Origin of the sequence: Blastomonas sp. CCH1-A6 (assembly GCF_001556365.1) — a bacterium.
Taxonomy (GTDB): domain Bacteria; phylum Pseudomonadota; class Alphaproteobacteria; order Sphingomonadales; family Sphingomonadaceae; genus Blastomonas; species Blastomonas ursincola.
Genome location: NZ_LSIS01000084.1, coordinates 1 through 17,379, shown reverse-complemented (window position 1 = coordinate 17,379; position 17,379 = coordinate 1). Strand labels below are relative to the sequence as shown.

Below are 17,379 nucleotides of genomic sequence, written 5' to 3'. Positions count from 1 at the left end.
GGCGACGAGCCTATCATCTCGTCGAAATCGAGCGGGGCCGCGATCTTCTCGGTGAGCGGGCGCAGCTCGTCGGCATCGTCCTTGCGCGCGGCAGCGTTGAGCGCGGCGACGAGCCGATCGGGCGCGATCGGCTTGATCAGATAATCGGTGGCGCCAGCACGCATCGCCTCGACCGCGAGCAGCGGCGAAGTGCTCGTTGTCAGCATCAGGATGGGCAGCGCCGGACGGCGCGACTTCAGTTCCCTGATGAGTTCGGCGGCTTCGTCGCCTGGCACCCATTGGTCGAGAATGATCGCATCGAGCATCATCCCTTCCTGCGTGCCGAGCATGGCGATCGCAGTTTCCGAATCGTGCGCGAACACGGTGCGCCAGCCGGCCTTGGCCGCAAGCGCTGCGACCAGGCGGCATTGCGCCGGTTCGTTATCGATCAGCATTACCCGGCGGATCTGCTGGTCTGCGTCTGTGCGTTCCTTGGCCATCACCGTCATCCTTAACGGCATGTGGTAAAAACCCCATTAAAGCTAAGCTTGTGCCAACCCTAGCGATTTGAAGCTTGCGGGATTGAGCGACACCCGGCATTCGGTTAAGGCGAACCGATATCAACTTCGGCACCAATAACGGGGAAGGCTCTGACCATGGCCAACGACACGTCCAACAACTTCGAATATGCCAAGCAAACCTATGAGGGCTTCATGGGCCTGCTGAAGACCGGCACGATCGTGGCGGCACTCGTGACGGCGTTCGTCGTCGTTCTCATCGCCAGCTGACCGGCGGCGGCATGAAGATCGCGGTCCTCAAGGAGCAGGCATCGGGCGAACGGCGCGTTTCGGCGAGCCCTGAAACCGTCAAGAAGTTCATCGGATTGGGAGCGACCGTGGCGGTGGAGACCGGTGCGGGCGAATATGCGTCGATTTCCGACGGGGATTTCGCTGCCGCCGGAGCCAGCGTGGGGTCGCGCGCCGATGTGCTCGGCGATGCCGACATCATCTTCGGCGTCCAGGGACCCGATCCGGCCAGCCTTGCAGGGGCCAAGCCCGGCGCGATGATCGCTGCCTCGCTCAATCCCTTCGGCGAGCGGGCACGCATCGACGCCTATGCGGCGGCAGGCTTCCAGGCGCTGGCGCTCGAATTCATGCCGCGCATCACCCGCGCGCAGTCGATGGACATCTTGTCCTCGCAGTCGAACCTTGCGGGCTACAAGGCGGTGATCGACGGCGCTGCCGAGTATGGCAAGGCCTTCCCGATGATGATGACCGCAGCGGGCACCGTGTCCGCCGCCAAGGTGTTCATCATGGGCGTGGGCGTGGCCGGGCTGCAGGCGATCGCGACCGCACGCCGCCTGGGCGCGCAGGTTTCGGCGACCGATGTCCGCTCTGCCACCAAAGAACAGATTCAGTCGCTCGGCGCCAAGCCGATCTTCGTCGAGAATGTCGCGGGGATCGAGGGTGAAGGCGCGGGTGGCTATGCGACCGAAATGTCCGACGAATACAAGGCGGCTCAGGCCGAACTGGTCTCGTCGCATATCGCCAAACAGGACATCGTCATCACCACCGCGCTGATCCCAGGCCGGCCCGCACCGCGCCTAATCAGCGATGCGCAGATTGCCAGCATGAAGCCGGGCAGCGTGATCGTCGATCTGGCGGTGGAGCAGGGCGGCAATGTAGAAGGTGCGGTCGCGGGCGAAATCATCGTGAAGCATGGCGTCAAGATCGTCGGGCATCGCAACGTACCGTCGCGGCTCGCCACCGATGCCTCGGCGCTTTTCGCGCGCAACCTGTTCAACTTCTTCTCGGCCTTCTGGGACAAGGAAGCAAAAGCGCCCGTGTTCCCCGACGATGACGAGATCGTCCAGGGCGTCCGCGTGACCATGGGCGGCAAGGTCGTCAGCGAGAGGCTGCTCGCGAGCTGATCACCGGATTTTCGAACATCTGACCGGCCTGGTCCGGACCCTTCCCGCAGCCAGGCGAGGCCGGATCGGCGGGACGAATGGAGAATATGAAGATGGACTTCATCTCAATCCTCTCGATCTTCGTGATGGCCTGTTTCGTGGGCTATTATGTCGTCTGGTCGGTGACGCCCGCACTGCATACGCCGCTGATGGCGGTGACCAACGCGATTTCGTCGGTGATCATCGTCGGCGCGCTGGTCGCCAGTGCCGAGGCGGTGTCGCCGGTGGCGAAATATCTGGGCCTGCTCGCGGTCGTGTTTGCCGCGGTCAACATCTTCGGCGGCTTTGCCGTCACCGAGCGCATGCTTGCGATGTACAAGAAGAAGGAGCGCAAGTGATGGCTCTGGGGGCAGCAATGAACATCAACCGACCGCTCATTTTCGCCGCCGCTGCCTGCAGCGCGCTGACCGCCGGCCCGGCCTTTGCCTCGGGCGGTGATGCCGCGCCAGTGAGCCCCTGGGTTTCGCTGGCCTATCTGGTCGCGGGCGTCTTCTTCATCCTGGCGCTGCGCGGTCTTTCCAGCCCGGAAACCAGCCGCAGCGGCAACCGCTTCGGCATGATCGGCATGGCCATCGCGGTCATCACCACGCTGCTGACGCATGAGATCGCCAATATCGTCGAGATCCTGATCGCCATAGCGATCGGCGGCGTCGCGGGCTTCGTGATCGCGCGCAAGATCAAGATGACCGATATGCCGCAGCTGGTCGCGGCTTTCCACTCGCTGGTCGGCCTAGCCGCTGTGCTCGTCGCGCTCGCCGCCTGGCTCAATCCCGAAGCCTTCGGCATTCTGGATGCCAATGGCCAGATCCTGACCGTCAGCCGCATCGAGATGGGCCTGGGCGTCGCGATCGGTGCCATCACCTTTTCGGGATCGGTCATCGCCTTCCTCAAGCTCAACGGCAACATGTCGGGCTCGCCGATCATGCTGCCAGGCCGCCATGTCATCAACCTGGGCGTGCTCGCCGCTATCCTCGGTATGATCGCGGTCTATACCGTCTCGCCCGACGGCGGCGCGGGCGAAGGCTGGCTGTTCCTGGCTATCACCGTGCTCTCGTTCATCATCGGCTTCCTGCTGATCATCCCGATCGGTGGCGCGGACATGCCGGTCGTCGTCTCGATGCTCAACAGCTATTCGGGCTGGGCAGCCGCAGCGATGGGCTTCACCCTGTCGAACACCGCGATGATCATCACCGGCGCGCTGGTCGGCTCTTCGGGTGCCATCCTTTCGTACATCATGTGCAAGGCGATGAACCGCAGCTTCATCTCGGTGATCGCGGGCGGCTTCGGTGCCGAGGCGAGCAGCGGCGGTGACGGCGCGGCCAAGGTCGATCGCCCGTGGAAGCGCGGCAGCGCCGAGGACGCGGCGTACATGATGAAGCAGGCCGAAAGCGTGATCATCGTCCCCGGATACGGCATGGCGGTGGCACAGGCGCAGCACGCGCTTCGCGAAATGGCCGACCTGCTCAAGAAGGAAGGCGTCAGCGTCAAATACGCCATCCACCCGGTGGCAGGCCGCATGCCCGGCCACATGAACGTGCTGCTCGCCGAGGCCAATGTGCCCTATGACGAGGTGTTCGAGCTCGAGGACATCAACAGCGAATTCTCGCAGACCGATGTCGCCTTCATCATTGGCGCGAATGACGTGGTCAATCCGGCGGCGAAGACCGACAAGTCCTCGCCGATCTACGGCATGCCGGTGTTCGATGTCGACAAGGCCAAGACCGTGTTCTTCATCAAGCGCTCGATGGGCGGCGTGGGCTATGCGGGCGTCGACAATGACGTGTTCTACATGGACCAGACGATGATGCTGCTCGCCGATGCGAAGAAGATGGTCGAGGATATCGTCAAGAATCTGGGGCACTGATCCGCATGCGGAAAATCGGCCTGATCGGCGGCATGAGCTGGGTTTCGACCGAGACCTATTACCGGCTGATCAACAAGGGGGTGCAGAAGCGCGCCGGGTCGCTGTGCAGCGGCCCGATCGTGATCGAGAGCCTCAATTTCTGCGATCTCGCGCAGATCCGCACTCCCGAGGGCTGGGACCATGCGACCGAGAAGCTGACGGTCGCCGCGCGCTCGCTCGAGGCGGCGGGCGCGACCGCGATCCTGATCTGCGCCAATTCGATGCACAAGGTCTATGACCGGGTGCAGGGCGCGGTCAGCGTTCCGATCATCCATATCGCCGATTGCGTCGGCGAGAAGATGCAGGCCGATGGGATCAAGCGCGCCGCAATCATCGGCACACGCAACGTCATGCTCGAGAGCTTCTACCGCCAGCGCCTGGTCAAGCATGGCATCGGCCTGCTCGCACCCGAGATGGAGCGCGTCGAGGAGATCGACCGGATCATCTACGAGGAACTGATGGAAGGCAGGGTCGTCCGCGAATCCGAGCGCACGATGAAGACCTTTCTCACCAATATCGCCAAGGAAGACGTGCAGGCGGTGGTGCTTGGCTGCACCGAACTCGAGATGATCGTCGACACCAAGGCTAACGTGCTGCCCATCTATGACGGCACCGAGATCCACGCCCAGGCCGCAGTCGACTGGATCATGGGCGACGCTTGATCTTTTAACCCATGTGGGCGAAGGCGCTGGCGTTTTCCGGCGAGGCTGGAGAGCACCACGCATTCAACGGTAGAACAGCCATGCACCCCCGCGCGCCCTATGCCAGTGATCCCTCGCGTTCGCGCGGGCGGCAATTTGCCGAAGGGGGCGAGCCGACGCGGGGACCGCGCAGCGCCTTTCAGCGCGACCGCGACCGCATCATCCATTCGATCAGCTTCCGCCGCCTGCGCCACAAGACTCAGGTGTTCGTCGCCCCCGATGGCGATCATTACCGCGTCCGCCTGACCCACAGCCTCGAGGTCGCGCAGATCGGGCGGACGATCGCGCGGGCGCTTGGGCTCGACGAGGACCTGACCGAGGCGCTGTGCCTGGCGCACGACATCGGACACCCCCCGTTCGGACATGCTGGCGAGGATGCGCTGGAGGCCGCGATGGCAGGGCAGGGCGGTTTCGACCATAACGCCCATACCCTGCGCGCGCTGCACGTGCTCGAATCGCCCTATCCGCGCTGGCAGGGTCTCAACCTCAGCTGGGAGGTGCTCGAGGGGCTCGCCAAGCATAACGGCCCGGTCGAACATGCCCCTTGGGCGCTGGCAGAGATCGACGCCGGTTTCGACCTCGATTTGAAGCGCTATTCGTCGCTCGAAGCGCAAGTAGCCGCTGTGTCCGACGATATCGCCTATGACAATCACGATATCGACGATGGGCTGCGCGCCGGTTTCCTGTCGTTCGACGATCTGCTCAGCCTGCCATCGGCGCTGCGGCAATGGGATGCGATTCGCGCTAAATTCTCCGACGTTCCCGAGGCACGGCTGCAGTCCGAATTCGTACGCGACCAGATCGGTTTGATGGTCAACGACGTCATTGCCTCCACGCGCGCCAGGATAGCGGGGCTCGGCATCGGCAGCATCGAGGATGTCCGCGCCGCAGGGCAGGTGATCGCCGGTTTTTCCGATGCCATGGCGGAGCAGGAACGCGAACTGAAGCGGTTCATGTATGCGCGGGTCTATCATCATCCGCGCCAGCTCGAAGCGGCCGACCTGGCGCGGCAGGTCATCGCGGCGCTCTTTGCCGCCTATCGCGACGATCCCGCGCTGCTGCCCGACGACTGGCGTCAACGGTTGCCCGAAGCCGAGCCAGACAAGAGCCGCCATATCGCCGACTTCCTCGCCGGCATGACTGATCGCTTCGCGCTGTCGCAGCACCGCCAGATCTTCGGCCATGCGCCCGAAGGCCTTAGCCACGTTTGAACAGGATTTTGTGCGTCGCAGCGCAATTTGATTGACAGTCCGAAGGCCTTTGCGCATTCCGGGCTTGTCGATGCGGCGCAAGCCTCATGAAACGGCACGGGAGAGCGCGGTGGGTCACCACCGCCACCGAAGGAGCAACCGCCCCGGAATCTCTCAGGTCATCGGGACCGTGTCGTTGATCGGCGCTCTGGAAAGCGGGCAGCTGTGCAAGGCTGCTCCACCGAAGGGGTAAATGGGCGGCGCTGGTCGCAACCCATGAAAGCTCTCAGGTTCAAGTGACAGAGGGGGTTGGATGCTCGCAGGGCCCGAAGGCCGTGCAACGCGTTCCAATTCAATCTGCCGGAGTGCCCAGATGACCGATAATATTGCCGATATGATGGAACGCGTGGCCGACAGGCTGCTGCCACTCGATGCATGGCATCGGGCGCGCGGCGCGCGCATGGTTCCGTTCGCGGGCTATCAGATGCCCGTTCAGTATGAAGGCGTGATGGCCGAGCATCTCTGGACGCGCGAGAATGCCGGACTGTTCGATGTCAGCCATATGGGCCAGGTCCTGCTCACCGGCGATGCACCCGATGTCGCATTGGAAGCGATCGTGCCCGGCGAAATCCAGAAGCTGGGCGTCAACCGCATGCGCTATTCGGTGCTGCTGAACGAGGAAGGTGGCATCCTCGACGACCTGATGGTGACGCGGCGCGAGCGCGACCTCTATCTCGTCGTCAACGGCGCGTGCAAATATGACGATCTGGCGCACATGCGCGAGACATTCCCCGACGAGGTGGTGATTACCCTGCTCGACGAGCGCGCGCTGTTCGCGCTTCAGGGGCCCAAGGCAGGCGAGGCGCTGGCCAGCCTGATCCCCGATGTCGCATCGCTCTATTTCATGCAGGCAGGCGCTTTCACGCTCGACGGAATGTCGCTGTGGATCAGTCGTTCGGGCTATACCGGCGAGGACGGCTTCGAGATCAGCGTCGATTGCGATCATGCCGCCGCGCTCGCCGACCGACTGTGCGCGCTCGATCTGGTCAAGCCGATCGGTCTTGGCGCGCGCGATTCGTTGCGGCTCGAGGCGGGACTGCCGCTTTATGGCCATGACCTCGACGAAAGCGTCAGCCCGGTGGAGGGTGACCTTGCCTTCGCAATCAGCAAGCGCCGCCGCGCCGAGGGCGGTTTCGCCGGTGCCGAGCGCATTCTCGAAGAGCTGGAGGAAGGCACCGACCGCAAGCGCGTCGGTCTTGCCATCGAGGGGCGCCAGCCGGTGCGCGAAGGCGCCGAGCTGTTTGCCGGCGACCGCATGGTGGGCAAAGTAACCTCGGGCGGTTTCGCACCGACCCTGGGTGCGCCGATCGCGATGGCGCTGGTCAAGTCTGCCTTTGCCCCGCTGGGCACTGCGCTGGAGGCCGAAGTCCGCGGCAAGCGTATCCCGGTGACGGTCGCAGCCATGCCGTTCGTGCCGCACCGTTATCACCGGCCCAAGACCGCCTGAACATCTAACGACCCGATGGAGTGACACCATGAGCCGCTATTTTACCGAAGAACATGAATGGGTTGAAGTCGAAGGCAAGATCGCCACGGTCGGCATCACCGAATATGCGCAGCAGCAGCTGGGCGATGTGGTGTTCGTCGACGTGCCCGCCGAAGGCAAGCAGTTCGACAAGGGCGATGAAGCCGCTGTCGTCGAGTCGGTCAAGGCCGCAAGCGATGTCTACAGCCCGATCTCCGGCACCATCGTCGAGGGCAATGAGGTGCTCGCCGACGAACCCGGCCTGGTCAATTCGGACCCCGAAGGCGATGGCTGGTTTTTCAAGCTGGAACTGAGCGACGAAGCCGAACTTGACGCATTGATGGATGAGGCAGCGTACAAGAAGTTCGTCGCAGACCTCTGATTTTTCATCGTTTCTGACCCAAGGACATTAGCCGCAATGCGCTATCTCCCGCTCAACAACCAGGATCGCAGCGCGATGCTCGCCACGATCGGCGCAGCCTCGATCGACGACCTGTTCATCGATATCCCCGAAGAGGCCCGGCTGACCGGTCCAATCCACGGCCTGCCGATGCACGCGCCCGAAATGGCGGTCGAACGGCACATGAAGGCGCTGGCCAGCCAGAATCTGGTCGCGGGCGACGTGCCCTTTTTCATGGGCGCGGGCGCCTATCGGCACCATGTCCCTGCTTCGGTCGATCATCTGATCCAGCGCGGCGAGTTCCTGACGGCGTACACGCCCTATCAGCCGGAAATTGCGCAGGGCACGCTGCAGATGCTGTTCGAATTCCAGACCCAGGTCGCCCGGCTGCTCGGCTGCGATGTCGCGAACGCATCGATGTACGATGGCTCGACCGCGTGCTGGGAAGCGATCGGCATGGCGCGGCGCATCACCAAGCGCGCCACCGCCTTGCTGTCCTCGGGCCTGCACCCGCATTATGTCGGCGTTGCCAAGACCATGGCGCGGTTCACCGGGGATGCGCTCGTCCATCAGGCCCCGAGCCTGAAGCCCGAGACCGACATTGCCGACCTGATCGGTCAGATCGACAAGAATACCAGCTGCGTCGTGGTGCAATATCCCGACATTCTCGGCCGCGTCGAGGATTTGTCGGCGCTCGCGCAAGCGACTCAGGCCGCCGGCGCGCTGCTGATCGCGGTCGTCACCGAGGCGGTGGCGCTGGGCGCGCTGCGCAGCCCCGGTGAAATGGGCGCGGATATCGTCGTGGGCGAAGGCCAATCGCTCGGCGTCGGCCTGCAGTTTGGCGGTCCCTATGTCGGCCTGTTCGGCTGCAAGCAGAAATATGTCCGCCAGATGCCGGGGCGCCTGTGCGGCGAGACCCTCGATGCCGAGGGCAAGCGCGGCTTCGTGCTGACGCTCTCGACCCGCGAACAGCATATCCGCCGCGAAAAGGCGACGAGCAACATCTGCACCAATAGCGGGCTGTGCGCGCTGGCGTTCAGCATTCACATGACGTTGCTCGGCGAAAAGGGCCTTCGCGGTCTTGCAGAGGTCAACCATGCGATGGCGGTGACCGCAGCCGAACGCCTCGAGAATGTTCCGGGCGTCAAGCTGCTCAACGCGAGCTTTTTCAACGAGTTCACGCTGGTTCTTCCCAAGGATGCCCGCACGATCGTCCGTGCGCTCGCGGATCGCAGGATCCTGGGCGGCGTCTCGCTGGGCCGCCTGTATCCGGAAGAAGCTGACCTTGCCAACGGACTGGTCGTCGCCGTCACAGAGACCGCGACGCTCGAAGACATCGAAGCCTTTGCCACGAACCTTGAGGAGCTGCTGGCATGAGCATGAACAACCAGGGACGTCCCACCCGTCCTGCCGAAGACAGCGCCGCATCCTCGGCGCAGGCGACCAGCACTGGCAACCGCGCGCTGATGCTCGAGGAAGCGCTGATCTTCGAGATCGGCGATTCGACCCGCACCGGCGTCGACCTGCCCGCAGCTCCGAAGGCCGTCTCGCGGCTTGGCGGACTTGAGCGCAAGGCCGCCATCGGTCTGCCGGGTCTGTCCGAGCAGGAAACGGTGCGGCACTACACGCGCCTCAGCCGCCAGAACTATGCCATCGACCTTGGCCTGTTTCCGCTGGGATCGTGCACGATGAAGCACAACCCCCGTCTCAACGAGAAGATGGCGCGGCTTCCGGGCTTTGCCGACATCCATCCGCTGCAGCCGATCCAGACCGTTCAGGGCGCGCTGGCGGTCATCGACGAGCTGGGCGAATGGCTCGTCAAGCTGACCGGCATGGCCGGCGTCGCGATGTCACCCAAGGCGGGCGCGCATGGCGAGCTGTGCGGCATCCTCGCGATCCGTTCGGCGCTCGAAGCGCGCGGCGACAAGCGTTCGGTCATCCTGGTCCCCGAGAGCGCGCACGGCACCAACCCGGCGACCGCGGCGTTCGTCGGCTATCAGGTCGAGGACATTCCGGCCAAGCCCGATGGCCGTGTCGATGTCGATGCGCTGAAGGCCCGGCTCGGACCCGATGTCGCAGGCGTGATGATCACCAACCCCAATACCTGCGGCCTGTTCGAGCGCGATCTCAAGAACATCTCGGACGCAGTGCATGAGGCGGGCGGCTTCGTCTATTGCGACGGCGCAAACTTCAACGCGGTTGTCGGCAAGGTGCGTCCGGGCGATCTGGGCGTCGATGCGATGCACATCAACCTGCACAAGACCTTCTCCACCCCGCATGGCGGCGGCGGCCCCGGCTCGGGCCCGGTGGTGTTCTCCGAAGCGCTCGCGCCGTTTGCGCCGCTTCCGTTCGTCGAACGCACCGAGGACGGCAAGCTGGCGCTGATCGAGGAAGAGAGCATGGAGGACCATCACGCCTCCAGCTTCGGTCGCATGGTCGCCTTCCATGGCCAGATGGGCATGTTCAGCCGCGCACTGACCTACATCCTCAGCCATGGTGCCGACGGACTGCTCCAGGTCGCCGAGGATGCGGTGCTCAACGCCAATTACGTGCTGCGTTCGCTCGAGGACGTGCTCGACGCGCCGTTCGCGAATGCCGGACCCTGCATGCACGAGGCCCTATTCTCGGACAATGGCCTCGCCGAGGGCTTCTCGACGCTTGACATCGCCAAGGGTCTGATCGACGAGGGTTTCCACCCGATGACGGTCTATTTCCCGCTGGTGGTGCACGGCGCGATGCTCGTCGAACCGACCGAGACGGAAAGCAAGGCGGCGCTCGACCAGTTCATCGGCGCGCTGCGTTCGGTGGCCCTGCGCGCCAAGCAGGGCGATCCCTCGCTGCACAGCGCGCCGCACTTTGCGCCGCGTCGCCGCCTAGACGAGACCCAGGCCGCGCGCAAACCGGTACTGGTCTGGACCGAGCCGGTGGTCGAACAGGCCGAAGCTGCGGAGTGATCCCTTCGGACTGCCCGCCCGGTTCTGCACCGGGCGGGCTTTTTCGTCAGATCCAGCGGCGCACGCGCGCGCAATAATCCTCGAACGCCTTGCCAAATTTGCGGCGCAAGTAACTCTCTTCCTTGGCGATCACCGCCCGGTCGATCGCAATGAACGCGAATGGGACGAAGGCCAGCACGCCCATACTGGCCTCCCACAGCGCGTAGCCCAGCTGGATCATCAGCATGCCCAGGTACATCGGGTTGCGGCTGTGCCGATAGGGTCCGCGCGCGATGATGGCCTGGCTCGGCGTCCAGGGCTGCGGATCCTCGCCATAGGCGCTGAACATGCCCAATGAGACGATGATCAGCCCGATCCCCGCCATCATCAGGCCAAAGCCCGGCCATTCCATCGCGCGGCCCATCGGAATGGGCGGCAGGCTCATGACGTCGTCGAGCAGAAGGCCGAGCATCAGGAAACCGAGGAACACCAGCGGCGGCGGAAAACCCACCGATGGCGCGATGCTGGGGTCGATGCGCGGCAATTGGGGTGGTTCGTCGTCCATGTTGCTCAAACTGGAGCCTCACCTTGGCCGACGCAAGCCAAACGATTGCCGATAGCCTCGCTTCGCGCCATGATGCCATGATGACCGAACCCAAGCCCTGGCTGATCAACGAGGCGGGCACCGAAGCCCGCCGCCATGCTCCCGCGACGCTGCGCAACCGTCAAGTCATCGCGCAGGTGCTGCGCGACATCCTCCCCGACAGCGGCATGGTGCTCGAGATTGCCAGCGGCAGCGGAGAACATGTCGTGCATTTCGCACAGGCATTTCCGCATCTGCAATGGCAGCCGAGCGATTGCGAGCCTGCCGCTCTGCATTCGATCGCCGCCTGGACGGCAGAGACCGGCACAGCCAATGTACTGCCTCCGGTGCTGATCGATGTCGAGCAGGAAGCCTGGCCCGTCCGGCATGCCGATGCGATCCTGTGCATCAACATGGTGCATATCAGCCCGTGGAGCGCGACGCTGGCACTCTTGCGCCACACCGCCTCCCTGCTGCCAGCCGGCGCGCCGCTCTATCTCTACGGACCGTTCGTGCGTCATGACGTCATGACGGCGGAGAGCAACATGGCCTTTGACGCATCGCTCAAGGCACGCAATCCGGCCTGGGGGCTGCGTGATGTTGCTGATGTTGACGCAGCCGCTGCCGAATGTGGCATCGTTCGTACCGGGTTGATCGAGATGCCCGCGAACAACCTGTCGCTCGTCTATCGGCGCGCCTGACGCAAATCTATTGTCAAGCCATAGTCTTTCTGCCTAGCCTGTGCGGGCGAGGGCAGGGCCGCAAAGGTCCGCCCAACTGCCGAACCTGTGGGAGAGAGAGATGCTGGCTACCGCCACCAATGCGCGTACCGACTTGGGTTCCACCATCCGCTACTGGGCCGAAGAGCGCCCCGACGCCATCGCCATGGACGATGGGATCACCCGCATCAGCTATCGCGAGCTCGACCAGATGGCCGATCGCTATGCCCGCGCCTTTGTCGCTTCCGGCCTGGCGCCCGGCAACCGCATCGCCTGGCTGGGCAAGAACGCCAGCCTGTATTTCACGCTGCTGATCGCTGCGAGCCGCGCCGGCCTCGCGATGGTGCCGGTGGGCTGGCGGCTCGCGGTGCCCGAAGTGCGCTATATCCTGTCCGATACCGAAGCGGCGCTGCTGGTCTGCCAGCCCTTTTCCGCCGAGACCGCCAGGGCGGCGGCCGAGGGGCTGGACAGCCTGAAGACACTGCTGATCGATGCCGAGGGAGACGCCTCGGGCCTGCAATCGCTCGACATCTGGGCCGCGGAACAGGGCGATGCTGCGCTGCCGCAAGTCGATCCCGAGCGCGGCGTGCTGCAGCTCTACACCTCGGGCACCACCGGTCACCCCAAGGGCGCGGTGCTGTGCAATCGCAACATGTTTGCGCTACGACCGATCATCGAGGCTTCGGATGTCGACTGGTACAAGGTGAGTGCCGAGGATTCGATGCTGGTCATCATGCCCGTTGCGCATATTGCCGGATCGGGAGTCGGCACGATCGCCTTCTACAATGGCTGCCGCGCGGTCATCCGCGCCGAATTCTCGCCCGATGCGGTGCTCGATTGCGTCGCGGATGGCGTCACGCACATGTTCCTGGTGCCGACCGCGCTGCAGATGGTGGTCAACCACCCGCGTGCCGCGACGACCGACTGGTCGCGGCTCAAGCTCGTCATGTATGGTGCCGCGCCGATCCCGCTCGAACTGCTGCGCCAGTGCATGCACGTGATGGGCGCAGAATTCTGCCAGCAGTACGGCATGACCGAAACCACCGGCACCTTCTGCGCGCTGCCGCCGGAGGACCATGACCCTAATGGCAACCAGCGGATGCGGTCGGCCGGCAAGGCGCTTCCCGGCGTGGAAATCCGGATCATCGATGCGGCGGGCAACCCCGTGCCCAACGGCACGATCGGCGAGATCGCCACCCGCTCACCGCTCAACATGACCGGTTACTGGCGCAACGAGGCCAAGACGCGCGAGACGGTCGATGGCGATGGCTGGCTGCGCACGGGCGATGCCGCCTATATGGACGACGACGGCTATGTTTATATCCAGGACCGGGTAAAGGACATGATCATCTCCGGCGGCGAGAACGTTTATCCCGCCGAGGTCGAGAACGCGATCTTCGGGCATCCCGATGTGCTCGAGGTCGCGGTGATCGGCATTCCCGACGAGAAGTGGGGTGAGGCGGTCAAGGCCGTGGTCGTGCCGAGCCGGGGCACGAGGTCGATCCGGCATCGGTCATCGCCTGGGCCCGCGAGCGGATCGCACCGTTCAAGGCTCCCAAGAGCGTGGATGTCATTCCGGAAATGCCGCGCAATGCCACGGGCAAGATCCTGCGGCGCGAATTGCGCGCGCCATATTGGGAGGGTCAGGAGCGCGCGGTCGCCTGATCGCGCAGCTTCGCCAGCCGGTTCTCGCGCAGCGCGATGTACATGCCGGAGCCGATGATGAGCGGTGCCCCGATCCAGGTCGCGGGCACCGGCCATTTGTCCCAGATGAGATAGCCGAACAGCGCCGCCCAGATGAGGCTGGAATAGTCCATCGGCAGCACCACCGATACCGGTGCGAGGCGCAGCGACCAGGTGATGCCCAGCTGTGCAAAGGCCCCGAACAGCCCCATCAGCGCGATGATGCCCCAGGTGTGCGCGTCGTGCATCTGGCCGACGAACAGCATGGCAATGCCCAGTGGCACCATGGAGCTCAGCGAGAACCAGAACATCGTCGTGATCGGATTCTCGGTCTCTCCGAGCTTGCGGATGATGATGCTGACAAAGGCCGTCACCGCCACGCCGGCCAAGGACACGATCGCACCGAGCATCGGAATGTGCCCGTCGCCAGGCTGCACCACGATCAGCACGCCCGCGAGCCCGGCTGCAATCGCACTCCAGCGGTGTACTCCGACTGCTTCTTTCAGCAGCACGATCGAAAGCAAGGTGGCGACAATTGGCACCATGAAGCCGATGGCGGTCGCTTCGGCAATCGGCAGCAGCGCGAAGGACAGAAAGTTCAGCGACATCGCAACCATGCCGATAACCATCCGGCTGACATGCGCCCAGGGACGATCCGTACGCAGCGCAGCGAGCCCGGGCCCCGCCAGCGCAATCGGGATCAGCACGATGATTCCGGCCAGCTGGCGATAGAACACGCTCTCCAGCACATGCACCCCGCGGTCGGAGGCGAGCTTGACGCAGGCGAACATCGCGGTGATCGAAATGGCGGCGAACAACCGGATGACGATGGCAGAAAGCGCCTGGTTCCGGTGCTCACCAGGGGCAGGAGTCGGTTCGGGCAGGTCCATCGCAGCCCTGCTAACAGCAGCAAGCGCGCGCGTCATCCCGGCAATGCGCAGTTTCGCCGCATTATCGCGACCAAGCGCCAAGTTTCCTGCATTTTCGCATCACCTTGGCCCAAAAGGACAGGGGCCTGCACTCTGGCCAAAGCCACCCGGTTGGATTAATCGCCAGATCAAAAGCGGCATTCCCCGCAACAGGCCACAGGATGACCATGACCGACCAGTTCGAGCTCACCGAAGACCAGCTTGCCATCCAGGAAGCGGCACGCAAGTTCACCGCCGACCGTATCACGCCCTTTGCCGCCGAATGGGACGAGAAGCATATCTTCCCGCGCGACACCATCAAGGAGGCGGCGGATCTTGGTTTCGCTGCGATCTATGTCAGCGAGGAAAGCGGCGGTATCGGCCTGGGGCGGCTCGAGGCAGCATTGATCATGGAGGCGATGGCCTATGGCTGCCCCTCGACCAGTGCGTTCATCTCGATCCACAACATGGCCGCCTGGATGATCGACAGCTTCGGTTCGGACGAGCTCAAGGCGCGCTATCTGCCCGACCTCGTCACGATGGATAAGATCGCCAGCTATTGCCTGACCGAGCCGGGATCGGGATCGGACGCTGCCGCGCTCAAGACCAAGGCGGTGCGCGATGGCGACCATTATGTGCTCAACGGCTCCAAGCAGTTCATCAGCGGCGCGGGCGCGAACGACGTCTATGTCACCATGGTCCGCACCGGCGAGGATGGTCCCAAGGGGATCAGTTGCCTGGTGATCGACAAGGACACGCCCGGTGTCAGCTTCGGCGCGAACGAGAAGAAGCTGGGATGGCACAGCCAGCCCACCGCGCAGGTAATCTTCGAGGATGCGCGCATTCCCGTGGCCAACCGGGTCGGAGCCGAAGGCGATGGCTTTCGTTTCGCGATGATGGGTCTGGACGGCGGCCGCCTGAACATCGGTGCGTGCTCGCTGGGCGGGGCGCAGCGCTGCCTCGACGAGGCAATCGCCTATACCAATGACCGCAAGCAGTTCGGCAAGCGGATCAACGATTTCCAGAACACCCAGTTCATGCTCGCCGACATGGCGACCGATCTCGAGGCGGCGCGCGCGCTGCTCTATCTCGCCGCCGCCAAGGTGACCGCCAACGCCCCCGACAAGACCAAGTTCGCCGCGATGGCCAAGCGTCTGAGCACCGACAGCGGTTCGAAGATTGTCAACGATGCTTTGCAACTCTTTGGTGGATATGGCTATTTGCAGGACTATCCGATCGAGCGCTTCTGGCGTGATCTGCGCGTGCACTCGATCCTCGAAGGCACCAACCAGGTGATGCGGATGATCGTCGCGCGCGAGATGCTGCGCCAGTAAGGGAACTGCCATGACCAGCGATATTCTCACCCGTATCGAGGGACGCACCGGCGTCATCAGCCTCAACCGCCCTGGTGCCATCCACGCGCTGACCACACCGATGTGCCAGGCGATGACCGAAGCGCTTGTCGGCTGGATGACCGATCCGGCGATCGATGCGGTGATGATCGATCATGCCGAAGGGCGCGGCTTCTGCGCGGGCGGAGACATCCGCATGCTCGCGACCAGCGGCGCGGCCGATGGCACAGAGGCGCGCGAGTTCTTCTTCGTCGAATATCGCCTCAACCACCTGCTGTTCGTCTATCCCAAGCCGGTGATCGCCTTCATGGACGGCATCACCATGGGCGGCGGCGTCGGCCTTGCCATGCCCTCGCGCTATCGCATCGCGACCGAGAACACGCGCTTTGCGATGCCGGAGACGGGGATAGGCCTGTTCCCCGATGTGGGCGGCGGCTGGTTCCTCTCGCGCCTGCCGGGCCGGGTGGGACAATTTCTCGCGCTCACCGGAGCACGGCTCGATGGCGCCGAATGCCATGCGCTGGGTCTGGCGACACATTATCTGCCTGCCGAAAAGCTCGCCGAAGCGAAACAGCGCATCGCCGCCGCGCCGCAGGATGTGGACGCCATTCTTTCCGATCTGTCGGTCGCCCCACCCGAGGCGCGCATCCTGGGCAATCGCGAGCAGATCGACCAGCTGTTTGCCTCGGATCGCTACGAGGACATTCTCGCCGCGCTCGAAGCCGATGGATCGGACTGGAGTGCGAAGGAACTGAAGACGCTCTCGACCAAGTCGCCCCAGACCTGCAAGGTGGCGTTGCGTCAGCTCAAGGAAGGCGCGCAAATGGCTGACTTTGCTGCTGAAATGCGCCAGGAATATGCGATCGGCGCGCGCGTGGTGCAGATGCACGACTTCATCGAGGGCGTGCGCGCGCTGATCATCGAGAAGGACAATGCGCCGCGCTGGAACCCCGACACCGCCGAAGGTGTCACCGACGCGCTGCTCGACACCATCTTTGCGCCGCTGCCTGAGGATCAGGCCTGGACCCCCCTGGAGATTGCCCGATGACCTACGAAACGCTTCTCGTCGAACAGCGCGGTGCCGTCACGCTGATCACGCTCAACCGTCCGCAGGCGCTCAATGCGCTGAACAGCCAGGTGCTCGCCGATCTGATCGCGGCGCTGGGCGCGTTCGATGCCGATCCGTCGCAGGGCTGCGCAGTCCTTACCGGCAGCGAAAAGGCCTTTGCCGCCGGTGCCGACATCAAGGAGATGTCGACCCAGAGCTTTGCCGACATGTACGGCAGCAACTTCTTCGCTGGGTATGATCGCGTCACCGCGACCCGCAAGCCGGTGATTGCGGCGGTCGCCGGCTATGCGCTGGGCGGCGGCTGCGAACTTGCCATGATGTGCGATTTCATCATCGCGGCTGACAATGCCAAGTTCGGCCAGCCCGAGATCAAGCTCGCCGTGACCCCCGGCATGGGCGGATCGCAGCGCATGGCGCGCGCCATCGGCAAGGCCAAGACCATGGACATGTGCCTGACCGGGCGGA

General features: G+C 64.0%; 17 protein-coding genes, 1 pseudogene and 1 riboswitch. Of the genes and pseudogenes, 15 read left to right on the top strand and 3 right to left on the bottom strand.

Annotated features, from left to right (window positions below):
• A partial coding sequence (locus AX735_RS03890; RefSeq protein WP_156447407.1) for a response regulator occupies window positions 1-488 on the bottom strand: 488 nt, incomplete at its 3' end.
• A gap of 147 nt (window positions 489-635) precedes the next feature.
• Between AX735_RS03890 and AX735_RS03885 the strand changes: the two genes are divergently transcribed.
• The 10 genes from AX735_RS03885 to gcvPB all read left to right on the top strand — a co-directional run bounded on the left by AX735_RS03885 (window position 636) and on the right by gcvPB (window position 10,621).
• Window positions 636-767 carry an aa3-type cytochrome c oxidase subunit IV gene (locus tag AX735_RS03885; protein WP_060979644.1) on the top strand — a complete coding sequence of 44 codons (132 nt, stop codon included), beginning with the start codon at window positions 636-638 and terminating at the stop codon, window positions 765-767.
• A gap of 11 nt (window positions 768-778) precedes the next feature.
• Window positions 779-1,909 carry an NAD(P) transhydrogenase subunit alpha gene (locus AX735_RS03880; protein ID WP_066275885.1) on the top strand — a complete coding sequence of 377 codons (1,131 nt, stop codon included), beginning with the start codon at window positions 779-781 and terminating at the stop codon, window positions 1,907-1,909.
• Between the two features lie 92 nt (window positions 1,910-2,001).
• On the top strand, window positions 2,002-2,286 hold the full coding sequence (locus AX735_RS03875) for an NAD(P) transhydrogenase subunit alpha (protein WP_023836382.1): 285 nt from the start codon (window positions 2,002-2,004) through the stop codon (window positions 2,284-2,286).
• On the top strand, window positions 2,286-3,812 hold the full coding sequence (locus tag AX735_RS03870) for an NAD(P)(+) transhydrogenase (Re/Si-specific) subunit beta (protein WP_231750010.1): 1,527 nt from the start codon (window positions 2,286-2,288) through the stop codon (window positions 3,810-3,812). The genes AX735_RS03875 and AX735_RS03870 overlap by 1 nt, the downstream gene beginning before the upstream one ends.
• A gap of 5 nt (window positions 3,813-3,817) precedes the next feature.
• Window positions 3,818-4,513 carry an aspartate/glutamate racemase family protein gene (locus AX735_RS03865; protein ID WP_066275877.1) on the top strand — a complete coding sequence of 232 codons (696 nt, stop codon included), beginning with the start codon at window positions 3,818-3,820 and terminating at the stop codon, window positions 4,511-4,513.
• 80 nt (window positions 4,514-4,593) lie between these two features.
• Window positions 4,594-5,763, top strand: coding sequence for a deoxyguanosinetriphosphate triphosphohydrolase (locus AX735_RS03860; RefSeq protein WP_066275874.1), 1,170 nt, complete (start codon window positions 4,594-4,596; stop codon window positions 5,761-5,763).
• A gap of 87 nt (window positions 5,764-5,850) precedes the next feature.
• Window positions 5,851-5,943: riboswitch (glycine riboswitch) on the top strand.
• A gap of 172 nt (window positions 5,944-6,115) precedes the next feature.
• A complete protein-coding gene (gene gcvT, locus AX735_RS03855; RefSeq protein ID WP_082750911.1) occupies window positions 6,116-7,249 on the top strand; it encodes a glycine cleavage system aminomethyltransferase GcvT in 1,134 nt (377 codons plus the stop codon).
• Window positions 7,250-7,277: 28 nt separating this feature from the next.
• Window positions 7,278-7,649 carry a glycine cleavage system protein GcvH gene (gcvH, locus tag AX735_RS03850; protein ID WP_066275871.1) on the top strand — a complete coding sequence of 124 codons (372 nt, stop codon included), beginning with the start codon at window positions 7,278-7,280 and terminating at the stop codon, window positions 7,647-7,649.
• A gap of 36 nt (window positions 7,650-7,685) precedes the next feature.
• Window positions 7,686-9,044 carry an aminomethyl-transferring glycine dehydrogenase subunit GcvPA gene (gene gcvPA / locus AX735_RS03845; protein WP_066275868.1) on the top strand — a complete coding sequence of 453 codons (1,359 nt, stop codon included), beginning with the start codon at window positions 7,686-7,688 and terminating at the stop codon, window positions 9,042-9,044.
• On the top strand, window positions 9,041-10,621 hold the full coding sequence (gene gcvPB / locus AX735_RS03840) for an aminomethyl-transferring glycine dehydrogenase subunit GcvPB (RefSeq protein ID WP_066275865.1): 1,581 nt from the start codon (window positions 9,041-9,043) through the stop codon (window positions 10,619-10,621). The genes gcvPA and gcvPB overlap by 4 nt, the downstream gene beginning before the upstream one ends.
• A gap of 46 nt (window positions 10,622-10,667) precedes the next feature.
• Here the strand turns inward: gcvPB and AX735_RS03835 are convergent, their stop codons facing one another.
• Window positions 10,668-11,165: a methyltransferase family protein gene (locus AX735_RS03835; protein WP_066275856.1), complete on the bottom strand. Its 498-nt coding sequence runs from the start codon at window positions 11,163-11,165 to the stop codon at window positions 10,668-10,670.
• 77 nt (window positions 11,166-11,242) lie between these two features.
• Between AX735_RS03835 and AX735_RS03830 the strand changes: the two genes are divergently transcribed.
• Both AX735_RS03830 and AX735_RS03825 read left to right on the top strand, forming a co-directional pair.
• Window positions 11,243-11,884: a DUF938 domain-containing protein gene (locus tag AX735_RS03830; RefSeq protein WP_066275893.1), complete on the top strand. Its 642-nt coding sequence runs from the start codon at window positions 11,243-11,245 to the stop codon at window positions 11,882-11,884.
• Window positions 11,885-11,984: 100 nt separating this feature from the next.
• A pseudogene (locus tag AX735_RS03825) lies at window positions 11,985-13,567 on the top strand (long-chain-fatty-acid--CoA ligase).
• On the opposite strand, the gene AX735_RS03820 reads toward AX735_RS03825, so the two are convergent.
• Window positions 13,546-14,475, bottom strand: a complete 930-nt coding sequence (locus AX735_RS03820) for a DMT family transporter (RefSeq protein WP_067511873.1) — start codon at window positions 14,473-14,475, stop codon at window positions 13,546-13,548. The pseudogene AX735_RS03825 and the gene AX735_RS03820 overlap by 22 nt on opposite strands.
• A gap of 206 nt (window positions 14,476-14,681) precedes the next feature.
• Between AX735_RS03820 and AX735_RS03815 the strand changes: the two genes are divergently transcribed.
• The 3 genes from AX735_RS03815 to AX735_RS03805 form a co-directional block, all read left to right on the top strand.
• Complete coding sequence (locus AX735_RS03815; RefSeq protein ID WP_060979715.1) at window positions 14,682-15,827, top strand: acyl-CoA dehydrogenase family protein; 1,146 nt, start codon at window positions 14,682-14,684, stop codon at window positions 15,825-15,827.
• A gap of 10 nt (window positions 15,828-15,837) precedes the next feature.
• Entirely contained in the window at window positions 15,838-16,893 is a 1,056-nt protein-coding gene (locus AX735_RS03810; RefSeq protein WP_060979635.1) for an enoyl-CoA hydratase/isomerase family protein, read from the top strand.
• Window positions 16,890-17,379, top strand: a 490-nt coding sequence (locus AX735_RS03805; protein ID WP_196490337.1) for an enoyl-CoA hydratase-related protein, incomplete at its 3' end; no start/stop codon positions are given. The genes AX735_RS03810 and AX735_RS03805, both read left to right, overlap by 4 nt.

What these genes read in the sequence shown, in the direction of transcription:
- AX735_RS03885 (WP_060979644.1), top strand. Translation starts at nt 636, where the DNA reads ATGGCCAACGACACGTCCAACAACTTCGAATATGCCAAGCAAACCTAT.
- AX735_RS03880 (WP_066275885.1), top strand. Translation starts at nt 779, where the DNA reads ATGAAGATCGCGGTCCTCAAGGAGCAGGCATCGGGCGAACGGCGCGTT.
- AX735_RS03875 (WP_023836382.1), top strand. Translation starts at nt 2,002, where the DNA reads ATGGACTTCATCTCAATCCTCTCGATCTTCGTGATGGCCTGTTTCGTG.
- AX735_RS03870 (WP_231750010.1), top strand. Translation starts at nt 2,286, where the DNA reads ATGGCTCTGGGGGCAGCAATGAACATCAACCGACCGCTCATTTTCGCC.
- AX735_RS03865 (WP_066275877.1), top strand. Translation starts at nt 3,818, where the DNA reads ATGCGGAAAATCGGCCTGATCGGCGGCATGAGCTGGGTTTCGACCGAG.
- AX735_RS03860 (WP_066275874.1), top strand. Translation starts at nt 4,594, where the DNA reads ATGCACCCCCGCGCGCCCTATGCCAGTGATCCCTCGCGTTCGCGCGGG.
- gcvT (WP_082750911.1), top strand. Translation starts at nt 6,116, where the DNA reads ATGACCGATAATATTGCCGATATGATGGAACGCGTGGCCGACAGGCTG.
- gcvH (WP_066275871.1), top strand. Translation starts at nt 7,278, where the DNA reads ATGAGCCGCTATTTTACCGAAGAACATGAATGGGTTGAAGTCGAAGGC.
- gcvPA (WP_066275868.1), top strand. Translation starts at nt 7,686, where the DNA reads ATGCGCTATCTCCCGCTCAACAACCAGGATCGCAGCGCGATGCTCGCC.
- gcvPB (WP_066275865.1), top strand. Translation starts at nt 9,041, where the DNA reads ATGAGCATGAACAACCAGGGACGTCCCACCCGTCCTGCCGAAGACAGC.
- AX735_RS03835 (WP_066275856.1), bottom strand. Translation starts at nt 11,165, where the DNA reads ATGGACGACGAACCACCCCAATTGCCGCGCATCGACCCCAGCATCGCG.
- AX735_RS03830 (WP_066275893.1), top strand. Translation starts at nt 11,243, where the DNA reads ATGATGACCGAACCCAAGCCCTGGCTGATCAACGAGGCGGGCACCGAA.
- AX735_RS03820 (WP_067511873.1), bottom strand. Translation starts at nt 14,475, where the DNA reads ATGGACCTGCCCGAACCGACTCCTGCCCCTGGTGAGCACCGGAACCAG.
- AX735_RS03815 (WP_060979715.1), top strand. Translation starts at nt 14,682, where the DNA reads ATGACCGACCAGTTCGAGCTCACCGAAGACCAGCTTGCCATCCAGGAA.
- AX735_RS03810 (WP_060979635.1), top strand. Translation starts at nt 15,838, where the DNA reads ATGACCAGCGATATTCTCACCCGTATCGAGGGACGCACCGGCGTCATC.